Raw genomic sequence first — 13,777 nt, 5'->3', positions numbered from 1 at the left:
TGCCCACAGGTGTCCACGGATTCGACCGAAATCGCCGAGACCGCCGAAACCGCCGAGACGGCTGAGACCAAGGACCGCAAGAACCGCCTCTACCCGTCCGTCTCCCCGCAGCTGGCCGAGCTGATGACGACGGGGTGGGCCGACACCGAGCTGCGGGACCTGCGCCCGATCGAGCAGGCCCCGTACGCCGCCGAGCGCCGCGCCGCCCTCTCCGCCCGCTTCCCCGGCGAGCGTCTGATCGTCCCGGCCGGCAACCTCAAGGTCCGCGCCAACGACACGCACTACCCGTTCCGCCCGTCCACCGAGTACGTCCACCTCACGGGCGACCAGACCGTGGACGCCCTCCTCGTCCTCGAACCCCGGCGGGACCACCCGGACGGTGGCCACGACGCCACCGCGTACCTCCTCCCCCGTTCCGACCGGGAGAGCGGCGAGTTCTGGCAGGGCGCGGCCAAGGGCGAGCTGTGGGTGGGCCGCCGCCACTCCCTCGCCGAGGCCGAACAGGTCCTCGGCCTGCCCTGCCGTGACGTCCGCGAGGCCGCCGCCGAACTGCGCGCGGCCCCCGCCGTCCCCACCCGGATCGTGCGCGGCTACGACGCCGAACTCGAAGCCGCCGTGGAGACGGACGAGGACCGTGACACCGAGCTGAGGACGGTGCTGTCCGAGCTGCGGCTGGTGAAGGACGACTGGGAGATCGGCGAGATGCGCAAGGCGGTCGACTCGACCGTACGCGGATTCGTGGACGTCGTACGGGAGTTGGCGACGGCGATCGCCACCTCGGAGCGCTGGATCGAGGGAACCTTCTTCCGCCGGGCCCGACTCGAGGGCAACGACATCGGCTACGGCTCGATCTGCGCCGCCGGCGAGCACGCCACGATCATGCACTGGCAGCGCAACGACGGCGAAGTCCGCCCGGGCGAACTGCTGTTGCTCGACGCGGGCGTGGAGACGAACTCCCTCTACACCGCCGACGTCACCCGCACCCTCCCCATCAGCGGCACCTTCACCCCGCTCCAGCGCAAGATCTACGACGCGGTGTACGAGGCCCAGGAAGCCGGCATCCGGACGGTCAAGCCCGGTGCCGCCTACCGGGACTTCCATGTCGCCGCCCAGCGCTACCTGGCCGAGAAGCTCGTCGAGTGGGGCCTGTTGGAGGGCGACCCGGACGACGTGTACGAGCTGGCCCTCCAGCGCCGCTTCACCATGGCCGGCACCGGTCACATGCTCGGTCTGGACGTGCACGACTGCGCCAAGGCGCGGACCGAGCTGTATGTCGACGGCATCCTCGAACCGGGCATGGTCCTCACGGTCGAGCCGGGCCTGTACTTCCAGCCGGACGACCTGACCGTGCCCGCGGAGTACCGGGGCATCGGGGTCCGGATCGAGGACGACATCCTGGTGACGGCGGACGGCCACGAGAACCTGTCGGCCGGGCTGCCCCGTACGTCCGACGAGGTCGAGGAATGGATGCGGGGGCTGACCGGCGCGTAGCACCGGCTGGCCCCCGTCAGCACTACTGCGGCAGGTGGCTCAGGCCTGGGTGAGGACGACTTCCTGGATCTGCTCAGAGTGGACGGTCGGCAGCGGGATGAAGCCCGAGCGGCGGAACTCCACCAGGCTGGTCTTCACCCGCGCCGGGCCGGGCTCGTACGCGCCCGGCTCGGTGGCCTTGGTGTTCGTCCACTGGTGCCAGGAGCCGTCACAGCTCGCGGGGATGCTGTCCAGGCCGTGCCAGACGTTCTCGCCGCGCTCGATCGCGGCGGCGACACGGACGGAGCCGCCGGTGCTGAGGCAGCGGTAGCTGCCGGCGAGCGTGAGTTCGCCGTCCGGCGTGATGCTGCCGGACTCGACCGTGACCTGGTCGAAGCCCTCGTCGGCGGCTGCGGGGGTAGCGGCCTGGGACACGGTCAGCAGCACGGCGCCGGCTGCGACGGCAGCGGCATGGGAGAGGGACCGGAAGGAAACAGTCATGGGGAAACCTCCTTGGGGGACTCCACAGGTACTGGCCCCACGCGCCCGCGCGCGTGATCATCACCCCATCGTCGGCGAGTCGTGCACGCCGACTGCCCCGCTTTTCGGATCTTCTCGGAACGGCGGAATTGTCAGCGTGGTGTCACAGCACGTCCGCGTGCTGTCACGCTTCCTCGTCACGACTTGGCGTCCGACCCCCGGCACGGGCATCGTCAGAACTGGCAAGAAGCAAGGCCGCAAGGAGTCAGAGTCAAGGAAGCACCGCAACCGAGCACCAGCATCCGATCCGGAGGCACACCATGTGTTCACACCAGCCCGCGTGCCCCTCGGCCGACCGGCCCGACCGCGACGCCGCGCACATCGTCGCCTTCCACCCCGAGCAGGGCTGGAACCTCCTGTGCAACGGCGCGATCGTCTTCGACGACACCGGCGAGCTGCTGCCCGACGGCAGCGTGGTCTCCCCGCACCGCCTGACGACCGCGGCCTGACCGACCCCGGCCGTCCCGGCCACTCCGGCCCTGGCTTCCTACGGCAGCACCGCGAAGCCGTCCAGCTCCACCAGGGCCTCTTCGTCCCACAGCCGTACGATCCCGACGACCGCCATCGCCGGATAGTCGCGCCCCGCCAACCTCCTCCAGACACGGCCGAGTTGAGGGGCCCGGGCGCGATAGTCGGCGACGTCCGTGGCGTACACCGTGACCCTGGCCAGGTCGGCGGGCGTACCGCCGGCCGCGTGCAGTGCGGCGAGCAGATTCCCGAGGGCCCGCTCGAACTGCTCGGCCAGTGTGTCCCCCACGACCTTCCCGTCGGCGTCGAGCGCGGTCTGCCCCGCAAGGAACACCAGCCGGGAACCGGTGGCGACGACGGCGTGCGAGAAGCCGGCGGGCGGGGAGAGCCCGGCCGGATTGACGCGCTCGACACCACTCATCCGGCGCCCACCTCCGCACCAAGGCCCTTGTACAACTCCTTGGCGATGACGGTCCGTTGGACCTCGCTGGCACCCTCGTAGATACGCGGCGCCCGCACCTCCCGGTAGAGGTGTTCGAGGAGATGGCCGCGCCGCAGCGCCCGCGCGCCGTGCAGCTGGACGGCCGCGTCGACGACGTACTGCGCGGTCTCGGTGGCCAGCAGCTTCGCCATCGCGGCGCGCCCGGGGACACCTTGGGCACCTTCGTCGTACGCCGCCGCTGCCGCGTAGACCATCAGCCGGGCCGCCTCCGTGCGCAGGGCCATCTCGGCGACCTGGTGGGCCACGGCCTGGAGGTCCTTCAACTTGCCGCCGAACGCGTCCCGTTGGGCGGTGTGGGCGAGGGTCGCGTCCAGCGCCGCCTGGGCCATGCCGACCGCGAAGGCGCCGACGCTCGGCCGGAACAGATTGAGCGTGCCCATGGCGACCCGGAAGCCGCGGTCGGGTGCGCCGATGACGTCGTCCACAGTGACCGGTACGGCGTCGAGGGCGAGGGCGCCGATGGGGTGCGGGGAGAGCATGTCGAGGGCGGTGCCGGTGAGGCCGGGCCGGTCGGCGGGGAGCAGGAAGGCCGTCACTCCACGGGCCCCGGCGTCCGCTGTCGTACGGGCGAAGACGGTGTAGAAGTCGGCCTCGGGGGCGTTGGAGATCCAGCACTTCTCGCCGGTGAGGCGCCAGCCGGAGGAGCCGTCGGGAGTGGCCGTGAGGGACAGAGCCGCCGCGTCGGAGCCCGCGCCGGGCTCGCTCAGCGCGAACGCGGCCACCGCGCTGCCCTCGCTCACCCGGGGCAGCCAGCGGGCGCGCTGGGCCGGGGTGCCATGGGCGTGGACCGGATGGGCGCCGAGGCCCTGGAGAGCGAGGGCGGTCTCCGCCTCCGTGCAGGCGTGGGCGAGGGACTCCCGCATCAGGCACAGGTCGAGCGCGCCGGAGGTGAACAGCCGGGAGAGCAGCCCGAGTTGACCGAGTTCGGCGACGAGGGGACGGTTGACGCGGCCCGGTTCGCCCTTCTCCGCGAGCGGGCGCAGCCGGTCGGCGGCCAGTGCACGCAGCTCGGCACACCAGGCGGCCTGTGCCGGTTCGAGCGAGAATGCGGGCATCGCCGGTCCTCCCTCCGAGGCCGTCGTCTACGGCCCCTCCCCGACGATATCGCGCACCGTTGACTGTCGTCACCAACACGATACGCTCCTTGTGCTGGACAGGCCCAGACCCCGGCCCACCACTACGCCGACCACGGCAAGGGGGCGCCCCGCCATGGATCCCACGCACCCCACGCCTCCCCGGCCGCCCGGGTACGGCAGGGTTCCCGAGGACCGCGCCGATCCCGCGCGGCGGGTCCCCTCGGCCCACGTCGACACCTTCGCGCGCGACCACCTCCCGCCCCCGGACCAGTGGCCGCACCTCCGCTTCGATCTGCCCGAGCTGCGCTACCCCGACCGGCTGAACTGCGCGGCCGAGCTGCTGGACGGCGACGGCTCCGCCCCCGGGCGCCCGGTGTTCCGTACCGCCGCCGGTGAGGTGTGGACGTACGGCGAGCTGCGCACCCGGGTCGACCGGGTCGCGCACGTCCTCACCCGGGACCTCGGGGTCGTACCCGGCAACCGGGTCCTCCTGCGCGGCCCCACCACACCGTGGCTCGCGGCCTGCTGGCTGGCGGTGCTGAAGGCGGGGGCGGTCGCGGTCACCGTGCTGGCCCAGCAGCGTCCGCAGGAGCTGAGCACGATGTGCGAGATGGCCCGGATAGGGCACGCCCTGTGCGACATCCGGGCCGTCGACGACCTCGTCAAGGCCGGGATACCGGGGCTGCGAATCGTGCCGTACGGCGGTGACGGCCTCGACGACCTGCTGAACCGTCCGGTGCCCGGCACCCCGTACCCCGCCGTGGACACCGCGGCCGACGACGTGGCGCTGATCGCGTTCACGTCCGGCACCACCGGTCGCCCGAAAGGGTGCATGCACTTCCACCGGGATGTCCTCGCCATCGCCGACACCTTTTCGCGGCATGTGCTGAAGCCGGCCGCGGACGACGTGTTCGCGGGCAGTCCGCCGCTCGGCTTCACCTTCGGGCTCGGCGGTCTGGTGGTCTTCCCGATGCGGGCCGGGGCGAGTGCCCTCCTGCTCGAACAGGCGGGCCCCAAACAGCTGTTGCCCGCCATCGCCAAGCACCGTGTGTCGGTGCTGTTCACCGCGCCGACGGCGTACCGCGCGATGCTCGACGGGCTGGACACCTACGACACCGGCTCGCTGCGCCGGTGTGTGTCGGCGGGCGAGAACCTGCCGGCGGCCACCTGGCGGGCCTGGTACGAGCGCACCGGGCTGCGGCTGATCAACGGCATCGGCGCGACCGAGCTGCTGCACATCTTCATCTCGGCGGCCGACCAGGACATCAGGCCCGGCACGACCGGGATTCCGGTACCGGGATGGCACGCGCGCGTGCAGGACGAGAACGGCGAGCCGGTGCCCGACGGCACGCCGGGACTGCTCGCGGTGCGCGGTCCGGTCGGCTGCCGCTATCTCGCCGATTCACGCCAGGGCACATATGTGCGGGACGGGTGGAACATCACCGGGGACACGTATGTCCGGGAGGGCGACGGGTACTTCCGGTACGTGGCACGGGCGGACGACATGATCATCTCGGCCGGGTACAACATCGCGGGCCCGGAGGTCGAGGAGGCGCTGCTGCGCCATCCGGACGTCGTGGAGACGGCCGTGGTGGGGCGGGCCGACGACACACGCGGGCAGGTCGTGGTGGCGTACGCGGTGCTCAAGGAGGGCGCGCGGCGGGACGCGGAGGCGCTGCGCGCGTTCGTCAGGGAGGAGCTGACACCGTACAAGTGTCCGCGCGAGATCGTCTTCCTGGACGCCCTGCCCCGGACGGCGACCGGCAAGCTCCAGCGCTTCCGGCTGCGCACCGACCCCACACAGCCCCTCACATGAAGTGATCTTGACCAGAAATCAACCACCAGGGGTAGTTGACCAGCGGAAATGGCGACAAGCAGTGATCCCGGCGGCCTAAAATGATCAACGTGTCCGAACAGCACGCCCCTCGGTCTCTCATCGTCACGCTCTACGGCGCGTACGGCCGTTTCATGCCCGGCCCGGTACCCGTCGCCGAGCTGATCCGGCTCCTCGCCGCGGTCGGCGTCGACGCGCCCTCCGTACGGTCCTCCGTGTCCCGGCTCAAGCGACGCGGCCTGCTCCTGCCTGCCCGTACGGCACAGGGCGCGGCCGGGTACGAACTCTCGCCTGACGCCCGCCAGTTGCTCGACGACGGCGACCGGCGCGTGTACGCCGCCGCCCCTCCCCCGCACGACGAGGGCTGGGTGCTCGCGGTGTTCTCCGTCCCCGAGTCGGAGCGCCAGAAGCGCCATGTCCTCCGCTCCCGCCTGGCCGGACTCGGCTTCGGCACGGCGACCCCGGGCGTGTGGATCGCCCCGGCCCGCCTCTACGAGGAGACCCGGCACACCCTGGAGCGGCTGCGCCTCGACCCGTACGTCGACTTCTTCCGCGGTGAGCATCTGGGCTTCGCGGCGACAGTCGAGGCGGTGTCCCGCTGGTGGGACCTGGCCGCGATCGCCAAGGAGCACGAGGCGTTCCTCGACCGCCACGCGCCCGTGCTGCACGGCTGGGACAAGCGCGAGGACACCCCGCCCGAGGAGGCGTACCGCGACTATCTGCTGGCCCTGGACTCCTGGCGCCATCTGCCGTACGCCGACCCCGGCCTGCCCGCCCACCTCCTCCCGGCGGACTGGCCGGGAGTCCGCTCGGCGGCCGTCTTCCAGGCACTGCACGCCCGGCTGCGGGACGCGGGGGCGGGGTTCGTGGGGCTGTGAGGCGAGGGGCGCGTTCAGTCGCGTGTGACCTCAGCCACATCAGGCGTCACTAACGGAACCCTCAGCTTCCTCTTCGACTCTTCTCAAGTTTCTTACCTACCGTCCGTGGGGCCGCACGCCGGGAGAGAGACGAGGACTGTTGCGTATGACCACCACGGCCAGGCCCACGGGACCCACCAGGGCTCAGGGAGCCACTGTCTGGCTCACCGGGCTGCCGAGCGCGGGTAAGACGACGATCGCCCAGTTGCTCGGCGACCGGCTGCGCAGCGAGGGACACCGGGTGGAGGTCCTCGACGGCGACGAGATCCGCCGCTTCCTCTCCGCCGGCCTCGGCTTCTCCCGCGAGGACCGCAACACCAACGTCCAGCGCATCGGCCTCGTCTCCGAGGTGCTCGCCCGCAACGGCGTCCTGTCCGTCGTCCCGGTGATCGCCCCGTACGCCGACAGCCGCGAGGCCGTGCACAAGCGGCACGACGCGAGCGGGACGCCGTACATCGAGGTGCATGTCGCGACCCCGGTCGAGGTGTGCAGCGAGCGGGACGTGAAGGGCCTGTACGCCCGGCAGGCGGCGGGCCGGCTGACCGGTCTGACCGGCGTCGACGACCCGTACGAGCCCCCGGAGGACCCGGCGCTGACCCTGCGGACGCAGGACCAGACCCCGGCGGAGTCGGCGGACGCGGTGTACGCGGTGCTGGCGGAGCGGGGGCTCGTGTGAGCGGGACTCGTGCGGGTGGCTTCGCGCTGTCGCATCTGGACGCGTTGGAGTCCGAGGCCGTGCACATCTTCCGTGAGGTGGCGGGGGAGTTCGAGCGGCCGGTGATCCTGTTCTCCGGCGGCAAGGACTCGATCGTCATGCTGCATCTGGCGCTCAAGGCGTTCACTCCGGCCCCGGTCCCGTTCCCGCTGCTGCATGTGGACACCGGGCACAACTTCGCCGAGGTGTTGGAGTATCGGGACCGGGTGGTGGCGGCCCACGGTCTGCGGCTGCACGTGGCCTCGGTGCAGGACTACATCGACCGGGGCGTGCTGCGGGAGCGGCCGGACGGGACGCGGAATCCGCTCCAGACCGTGCCGTTGACGGAGAGGATCCAGAGCGAACGGTTCGACGCGGTCTTCGGTGGCGGTCGGCGCGATGAGGAGAAGGCGCGGGCGAAGGAGCGGGTGTTCAGCCTGCGGGACGAGTTCTCGCAGTGGGACCCGCGCAGGCAGCGCCCGGAGTTGTGGAACCTGTACAACGGGCGGCACGCGCCAGGCGAGCACGTACGCGTCTTCCCGCTCAGCAACTGGACCGAGCTGGACGTCTGGCAGTACATCGCCCGTGAGGGCATCGAGCTGCCCGAGATCTACTTCGCCCACTATCGCGAGGTGTTCCGGCGGGGCGGTATGTGGCTGACCGCAGGTGAGTGGGGCGGTCCGAGGGCCGACGAGACCGTCGAGAAGCGCCGGGTGCGGTACCGGACCGTCGGGGACATGTCCTGCACCGGTGCCGTCGACTCCGACGCGGGCACACTCGATGCCGTGATCGCGGAGATCGCCGCGTCCCGGCTCACCGAGCGGGGTGCCACCCGCGCCGACGACAAGGTGTCCGAGGCCGCGATGGAAGACCGCAAGCGCGAGGGGTACTTCTAGTCATGAGTACGACGATCAGCGCAACCTCCGTCTCCGGTACGGCTGTTGACACGCTGCGGTTCGCGACCGCCGGTTCAGTGGACGACGGCAAGTCGACCCTCGTGGGGCGGCTGCTGCACGACTCCAAGTCGGTGCTCGCCGACCAGTTGGAGGCCGTGGAGCGGGTCTCGGCGAGCCGTGGGCAGGACGCTCCCGACCTGGCGCTGCTCACGGACGGGCTGCGGGCCGAACGCGAGCAGGGCATCACCATCGACGTGGCCTACCGCTACTTCGCCACGCCCAAGCGCCGGTTCATCCTCGCCGACACCCCCGGGCATGTGCAGTACACCCGCAACATGGTCACCGGCGCGTCCACGGCCGACCTGGCGATCGTCCTCGTCGACGCCCGCAACGGCGTGGTCGAGCAGACCCGGCGGCACGCGGCCGTGGCGGCCCTGCTGCGGGTCCCGCACATCGTGCTGGCCGTCAACAAGATGGACCTGGTCGGGTACGAGGAGGCACGGTTCGACCGGATCGTCGCCGAATTCGCCTCGTACGCGGATGAGTTGGGAGGTGAGTCGGGAGGCGAGTCTGGGGTGAGCGGCTTCACCCCGATCCCTGTCTCGGCGCTCGCCGGCGACAACGTCGTGGACCCCTCCACCCACATGGACTGGTACGGCGGCCCGGCGCTTCTCGACCACCTGGAGAACGTCCCGGTGGGCGGCGACCCCGCCGACGCCCCGGCCCGCTTTCCCGTCCAATACGTGATCCGGCACGACGAAGTCCGCCACTACGCCGGGCAGTTGGTGTCCGGCTCGCTGCGGGTCGGCGACCGGGTGACCGTTCACCCGTCCGGGGAGACCTCCGAGATCACCGGCATCGATGTGCTGGGTACGGCGGCCCGGGCGGCGCACGCACCCCAGTCGATCAGCATCCGTCTGGCCGACCAACGGGACGTCTCTCGCGGGGACATGCTCACCGCCGGGGTGGACGCGCCCGCGCTCACGCAGGACGTCCGCGCGTCCGTCTGCCATCTCACCGACCGGCCGCTGCGCGTCGGCGACCGGGTCCTGGTGAAACACACGACCCGTACGGTCAAGGCCGTGGTCAAGGACCTTGGCGGGGTTGCCGAGTTGGCGGCGAACGACCTGGGCCGCGTCACCCTGCGCACCGCCGAGCCGCTCGCCCTCGACGACTACGCGGTGTCCCGCCGCACGGGCGCCTTCCTGCTGGTCGACCCGGCGGACGGCTCGACCCTGACGGCAGGCATGGCCGAGGTCAACTGTTCAGTGTGAGCCGGGGTTTGGGGGCATCCGTACGTCCAGCGCGGGGGCGTCGGCTGCCCGCCCGGTACGGCGCCGGCCAGACGACGCCCGGACCCTCGTACTTCTGCTCGGCCGCCGCGTGCAGGGTCCAGTTCGGGTCGTAGAGATGGGGGCGGGCGAGGGCGCAGAGGTCCGTACGGCCCGCCAGGATCAGGGAGTTGACGTCGTCCCAGGAGGAGATCGCGCCGACGGCGATCACCGGGGCGCCGGTCTCGTGACGGATCCGGTCGGCGAACGGGGTCTGGTACGAACGGCCGTACTCCGGACGCTCGTCGGCCACCACCTGCCCGGTAGACACATCGATCGCGTCGGCGCCGTGGGCGACGAAGGCGCGCGCGATCTCGACCGCGTCCTCGGCCGTCGTACCGCCGTCGGCCCAGTCCGTGGCCGAGATGCGCACGGTCATGGGACGGTCCTCCGGCCACACCTCCCGTACGGCGTCGAAGACTTCGAGGGGGAAGCGGAGCCGGGCGGCGAGCGGGCCGCCGTACGCGTCCGTGCGGTGGTTGGTGAGCGGGGAGAGGAAACCGGAGAGCAAGTAGCCGTGGGCGCAGTGGAGTTCGAGGAGATCGAAGGACGCGTCGACTGCTCGGCGGGCAGCTGCGGTGAACTGCTCGCGGATGGTGGCGAGTTGGGTGCGGGTGAGTTGGTGCGGGGTCTGACTGTCGGGCCGGTACGGGATCGGGGAGGCGGCGACGAGCGGCCAGTTGGCGTCGCCGGCCAGCGGCTCGTCCATGCCCTCCCACATCAGCTTCGTCGAGCCCTTGCGGCCGGAGTGGCCGAGCTGGATGCCGAGTGCGGTGCCCGGGGCCTGGGAGTGCACGAAGCCGGCGATGCGCTGCCAGGCCTCGGCCTGTGCGTCGCTGTAGAGGCCGGCGCAGCCCGGGGTGATGCGTCCCTCGGGGCTCACGCACACCATCTCGGTCATCACCAGCCCGGCGCCGCCCAGCGCCCTGGCGCCCAGGTGGACGAGGTGGAAGTCGCCGGGGACGCCGTCGGTGGCCGAGTACATGTCCATGGGGGACACGACGACACGGTTGCGGAGGGTCAGTCCGCGCAGCCGGAAGGGCGTGAACATCGGCGGGGTGGCGGGCGGGCAGCCGAACTCCCGCTCCACGGCGGCCGTGAAGTGCGGGTCGCGCAGCCGCAGGTTGTCGTGGGTGACGCGGCGGCTGCGGGTGAGCAGGTTGAACGCGAACTGCCGGGGCGGCTGGTCCAGATAGAGGGGCAGGTTCTCGAACCACTCCAGACTGGCGCGGGCCGCCCGCTGGGTGGACTCGACGACAGGCCGCCGCTCCTCCTCGTACGCCGCCAGCGCCTCGGCGAGCGTCGAGTGCTCCTCCAGACAGGCGGCGAGCGCGAGGGCGTCCTCGACGGCGAGCTTGGTGCCGGAGCCGATGGAGAAGTGGGCGGTGTGGGCGGCGTCCCCGAGGAGGACGACGTTGCCGTGGGACCAGCGGTCGTTGACGACCGTACGGAAGGTGGTCCAGGTGGACTTGTTCGCGCGTAGGGGGCGTCCGCCGAGGGCGTCGGCGAAGATTTTCGCGCAGCGGTCGGCGGAGGAGGTTGTGTCCGGCTCGTTTTCGTTGAAGCCTGCTGCCCGCCAGACCTCCTCCCGCATCTCGACGATCACGGTCGAGGCGTCGGGGGCGTACGGGTATCCGTGGAGCTGCATCACGCCGTGCTCCGTCTCCGCGATCTCGAAGCGGAAGGCGTCGAAGGCGAAGTCGGCGGCGAGCCAGAGGTAGCGGCAGCGGTGGGTGGTCAGCCGGGGCCGGAACTCCTGGGCGTAGGCCTCGCGGGTGGTGCTGTGGACTCCGTCGGCGGCGATGACCAGGTCGTATGTCTCCGCCAGCCATGCCGGGTACGGCGCCTCTGTACGGAAGCGCAGCTCGACGCCGAGTTCGCGGCAGCGGGCGTGCAGGATTTCCAGGAGCTGTTGTCTGCCTAGAGCGGCGAAGCCGTGTCCTCCGGAGGTGTGGCGGGTGTTGCGGTGGACGATGTCTATGTCGTCCCAGCGGGTGAAGTGTTGTTGCAGGGCTTCGTAGACGGCTGGGTCGGCGTGTTCTATGCCGCCGAGGGTTTCGTCGGAGAGGACTACTCCGAAGCCGAAGGTGTCGTCGGGGGCGTTGCGTTCCCAGAGGGTGATGTTGCGGTCGGGGCGGAGGCGTTTCAGTAGGGCTGCGGCGTAGAGGCCTGCGGGGCCTCCGCCGATGATCGCGATGCGTTGGGGGTGGCTGATCGTCGTTGGCGGGTGCGGCGGCGCTGTGGCAGGTCGCGCAGTTCCCCGCGCCCCTGGGTTGGCTGCCCCTGAAGTCGGCTTCATTTGCCGCGCCACTTCGGGGGGCGTTTTTGTGTGAACGCCTCGTGGAATTCCTTGTAGTCCTCGCCGGTCATCAGGAGTGCCTGGGTGGTGGCGTCGAGTTCCACTGCTGCGGCCAGGGGCATGTCCAGTTCGGCCGTGAGGAGGGCCTTGGTCTGGGCGTATGCCAGGGCCGGGCCCTCGGCGAGGCGGTTTGCGAGCAGTTGGGCGGCCTCGTCGGCGCGGCCCTCGTCCGTGAGTTCGCTGATCAGGCCGATGCGCTCGGCCTCGGGGGCGCGTACCGGTTCGCCGAGCATGAGGAGGCGGGTCGCGTGGCCGAGGCCGACGACGCGGGGCAGCAGATAGGCGGCGCCCATGTCGCCGCCGGAGAGGCCGACCCGGGTGAAGAGGAACGCGAAGCGCGCGGAGGGGTCGGCGACGCGGAAGTCGGCGGCCAGCGCGAGGACCGCTCCGGCGCCCGCCGCCACCCCGTGCACCGCCGCGATCACCGGGAACGGGCACTCCCGTACGGCCCGCACGACCTGCCCTGTCATCCGGTTGAAGTCGAGCAGCTGGGCGGTGTCCATGGACAGGGTCGCGCCGATGATCTCGTCGACGTCGCCGCCGGAGCAGAAGCCGCGGCCCTCTCCGGCCAGCACCAGCGCCCGTACGGACCGCTCCCGGGACAGCTCGGCGAGCAGGTCGCGGAGGTCGGCGTAGGCGCCGAAGGTGAGGGCGTTGAGTTTCTCGGGGCGGGCGAGGGTGACCGTGGCCACGCCGGTCGGGGCGAGGTCGAGGCGGAGGTGGTGCCAGGTGGAGGTGCGGGGGGTCGAGCCTGTGAAGGGACTCATCGTTCGAAGTTATCACTCATCTGTGACTGTCGTCATGAGTACGCGATAGAGGTGGTTGGTCACGCGGCCTGTTTCGGTGACCCGGTCCCGTCACGAGGTGTCAATAGCGCGGTAACAGTGGGAGTGGTTGTGGGAGACGGGCCGTTGGTCTGGGTAAGCCGAACGGTGAGCGGGGCCGAAGGTCCCGTGCGGCGCCCGGCACCTGCCTCTGCCGGACCTCGCCGTACCATTCCTCTTGTTGAAAGCAGGACAGCCTGCTCCATGAACGGAACCGCCGTGCAAGAACCCTCCGCCCCCGCCTCCTGGCGTATCGCCCTGCCGCACACCGCCGCGGCGGTGCCCGTCGCCCGTGCGCTGGTCCGTACGGCCCTGGCCGAGCTGGAACACGCGGCGGCGGACTGTGACACGGCGGAGCTGCTCACCGCGGAGCTGGTGGCGAACGCCGTGGAGCACACGGCCGGGGACGCGCCGATAGAGCTGGTGGTGGAGCTGATGCCGACCAGCTGCCAGGTCGAGGTGCACGATCCCGACCCGGCGCCGCCGGGGAATCTGACGCGGCCGGTGTCGGAGGAGCCGGATCCCTGGCAGGAGCATGGCCGGGGGCTGCTGCTGATCCGCACGCTCAGCTCGTCGTGCGGCCACCGGACGACGGCGTCGGGCAAGGCGGTGTGGTTCAGGGTGCCGGTGGTGCCGGCGCAGTGGCGTCGGCGACCGTAGGATTTTCTTCGCCCCCGCCGCCCCTACCCGTCCCATCCCGTTCCTGGGGGCTCTGCCCCCAGACCCCCCTTCGGCCTGAACGGCCTCGTCCTCAATCGCCGGACGGGCTGAAAATGCGGGCCTGGGCTGAAAGATCAAGCCCCGGCCGGCACCACCCAGCCCGTCCGGCGTTTGACTCCCCGGGGAGGCCGCCCACCAGGTCCACG

At 71.1% G+C, this 13,777-nt stretch carries 13 protein-coding genes; 8 read left to right on the top strand and 5 right to left on the bottom strand.

The annotated features are described in order from the left end of the window. Positions 1 to 123: 123 nt before the first annotated feature. Positions 124 to 1,491 carry an aminopeptidase P family protein gene (locus ACWDR4_RS35800; RefSeq protein ID WP_450414724.1) on the top strand — a complete coding sequence of 456 codons (1,368 nt, stop codon included), beginning with the start codon at positions 124 to 126 and terminating at the stop codon, positions 1,489 to 1,491. A 39-nt stretch (positions 1,492 to 1,530) separates the two neighbouring features. Here the strand turns inward: ACWDR4_RS35800 and ACWDR4_RS35795 are convergent, their stop codons facing one another. After that, the gene (locus ACWDR4_RS35795; protein ID WP_450414654.1) at positions 1,531 to 1,971 is read right to left on the bottom strand and encodes a DUF6299 family protein; all 441 of its coding nucleotides are present in this window, start codon (positions 1,969 to 1,971) and stop codon (positions 1,531 to 1,533) included. Positions 1,972 to 2,270: 299 nt separating this feature from the next. Here ACWDR4_RS35795 and ACWDR4_RS35790 point away from each other — a divergent pair, with 299 nt between their 5' ends. Next, positions 2,271 to 2,459 (top strand): DUF5999 family protein, encoded by a 189-nt coding sequence (locus ACWDR4_RS35790; protein WP_105968663.1) that lies wholly within the window; start codon positions 2,271 to 2,273, stop codon positions 2,457 to 2,459. A gap of 38 nt (positions 2,460 to 2,497) precedes the next feature. On the opposite strand, the gene ACWDR4_RS35785 is transcribed toward ACWDR4_RS35790, so the two are convergent. Further along, positions 2,498 to 2,899, bottom strand: coding sequence for a RidA family protein (locus ACWDR4_RS35785; RefSeq protein ID WP_450414652.1), 402 nt, complete (start codon positions 2,897 to 2,899; stop codon positions 2,498 to 2,500). Continuing rightward, positions 2,896 to 4,035, bottom strand: coding sequence for an acyl-CoA dehydrogenase family protein (locus ACWDR4_RS35780; protein ID WP_450414650.1), 1,140 nt, complete (start codon positions 4,033 to 4,035; stop codon positions 2,896 to 2,898). Before ACWDR4_RS35780 ends, ACWDR4_RS35785 begins: the two co-directional genes overlap by 4 nt. Before the next feature lie 154 nt (positions 4,036 to 4,189). Here ACWDR4_RS35780 and ACWDR4_RS35775 point away from each other — a divergent pair, with 154 nt between their 5' ends. The 5 genes from ACWDR4_RS35775 (at position 4,190) to ACWDR4_RS35755 (ending at position 9,671) form a co-directional block, all read left to right on the top strand. Beyond that, on the top strand, positions 4,190 to 5,872 hold the full coding sequence (locus ACWDR4_RS35775) for an AMP-binding protein (protein ID WP_450414648.1): 1,683 nt from the start codon (positions 4,190 to 4,192) through the stop codon (positions 5,870 to 5,872). 80 nt (positions 5,873 to 5,952) lie between these two features. After that, the gene (locus tag ACWDR4_RS35770; RefSeq protein ID WP_450414647.1) at positions 5,953 to 6,768 is read left to right on the top strand and encodes a PaaX family transcriptional regulator; all 816 of its coding nucleotides are present in this window, start codon (positions 5,953 to 5,955) and stop codon (positions 6,766 to 6,768) included. Positions 6,769 to 6,913: 145 nt separating this feature from the next. Next, positions 6,914 to 7,483, top strand: coding sequence for an adenylyl-sulfate kinase (gene cysC, locus ACWDR4_RS35765; protein WP_450414645.1), 570 nt, complete (start codon positions 6,914 to 6,916; stop codon positions 7,481 to 7,483). After that, positions 7,480 to 8,397 carry a sulfate adenylyltransferase subunit CysD gene (gene cysD / locus ACWDR4_RS35760; RefSeq protein ID WP_450414643.1) on the top strand — a complete coding sequence of 306 codons (918 nt, stop codon included), beginning with the start codon at positions 7,480 to 7,482 and terminating at the stop codon, positions 8,395 to 8,397. The genes cysC and cysD overlap by 4 nt, the downstream gene beginning before the upstream one ends. Positions 8,398 to 8,399: 2 nt before the next feature. After that, on the top strand, positions 8,400 to 9,671 hold the full coding sequence (locus tag ACWDR4_RS35755; RefSeq protein WP_450414641.1) for a sulfate adenylyltransferase subunit 1: 1,272 nt from the start codon (positions 8,400 to 8,402) through the stop codon (positions 9,669 to 9,671). Here the strand turns inward: ACWDR4_RS35755 and ACWDR4_RS35750 are convergent. Together ACWDR4_RS35750 and ACWDR4_RS35745 are read right to left on the bottom strand one after the other, a co-directional pair. Beyond that, positions 9,655 to 12,027 carry a bifunctional salicylyl-CoA 5-hydroxylase/oxidoreductase gene (locus tag ACWDR4_RS35750; protein ID WP_450414639.1) on the bottom strand — a complete coding sequence of 791 codons (2,373 nt, stop codon included), beginning with the start codon at positions 12,025 to 12,027 and terminating at the stop codon, positions 9,655 to 9,657. The two genes, ACWDR4_RS35755 and ACWDR4_RS35750, sit on opposite strands and share 17 nt — an antisense overlap. Continuing rightward, positions 12,024 to 12,854: an enoyl-CoA hydratase family protein gene (locus ACWDR4_RS35745; RefSeq protein WP_450414637.1), complete on the bottom strand. Its 831-nt coding sequence runs from the start codon at positions 12,852 to 12,854 to the stop codon at positions 12,024 to 12,026. Before ACWDR4_RS35745 ends, ACWDR4_RS35750 begins: the two co-directional genes overlap by 4 nt. 261 nt (positions 12,855 to 13,115) lie before the next feature. Between ACWDR4_RS35745 and ACWDR4_RS35740 the strand changes: the two genes are divergently transcribed. Beyond that, on the top strand, positions 13,116 to 13,571 hold the full coding sequence (locus ACWDR4_RS35740; RefSeq protein ID WP_450414635.1) for an ATP-binding protein: 456 nt from the start codon (positions 13,116 to 13,118) through the stop codon (positions 13,569 to 13,571). Positions 13,572 to 13,777 lie beyond the last annotated feature (206 nt).

It is taken from the genome of Streptomyces sp. NPDC000878 (genome assembly GCF_053599695.1).
Note: the sequence above shows the minus strand (reverse complement) of the source record. Positions and strands in the feature narration are given on the sequence as shown.

What these genes read in the sequence shown, in the direction of transcription:
- ACWDR4_RS35795 (WP_450414654.1), bottom strand. Translation starts at nt 1,971, where the DNA reads ATGACTGTTTCCTTCCGGTCCCTCTCCCATGCCGCTGCCGTCGCAGCC.
- ACWDR4_RS35800 (WP_450414724.1), top strand. Translation starts at nt 124, where the DNA reads ATGACGACGGGGTGGGCCGACACCGAGCTGCGGGACCTGCGCCCGATC.
- ACWDR4_RS35755 (WP_450414641.1), top strand. Translation starts at nt 8,400, where the DNA reads ATGAGTACGACGATCAGCGCAACCTCCGTCTCCGGTACGGCTGTTGAC.
- cysC (WP_450414645.1), top strand. Translation starts at nt 6,914, where the DNA reads ATGACCACCACGGCCAGGCCCACGGGACCCACCAGGGCTCAGGGAGCC.
- ACWDR4_RS35780 (WP_450414650.1), bottom strand. Translation starts at nt 4,035, where the DNA reads ATGCCCGCATTCTCGCTCGAACCGGCACAGGCCGCCTGGTGTGCCGAG.
- ACWDR4_RS35740 (WP_450414635.1), top strand. Translation starts at nt 13,116, where the DNA reads ATGAACGGAACCGCCGTGCAAGAACCCTCCGCCCCCGCCTCCTGGCGT.
- ACWDR4_RS35750 (WP_450414639.1), bottom strand. Translation starts at nt 12,027, where the DNA reads ATGAAGCCGACTTCAGGGGCAGCCAACCCAGGGGCGCGGGGAACTGCG.
- ACWDR4_RS35775 (WP_450414648.1), top strand. Translation starts at nt 4,190, where the DNA reads ATGGATCCCACGCACCCCACGCCTCCCCGGCCGCCCGGGTACGGCAGG.
- ACWDR4_RS35790 (WP_105968663.1), top strand. Translation starts at nt 2,271, where the DNA reads ATGTGTTCACACCAGCCCGCGTGCCCCTCGGCCGACCGGCCCGACCGC.
- ACWDR4_RS35770 (WP_450414647.1), top strand. Translation starts at nt 5,953, where the DNA reads ATGATCAACGTGTCCGAACAGCACGCCCCTCGGTCTCTCATCGTCACG.
- ACWDR4_RS35785 (WP_450414652.1), bottom strand. Translation starts at nt 2,899, where the DNA reads ATGAGTGGTGTCGAGCGCGTCAATCCGGCCGGGCTCTCCCCGCCCGCC.
- ACWDR4_RS35745 (WP_450414637.1), bottom strand. Translation starts at nt 12,854, where the DNA reads ATGAGTCCCTTCACAGGCTCGACCCCCCGCACCTCCACCTGGCACCAC.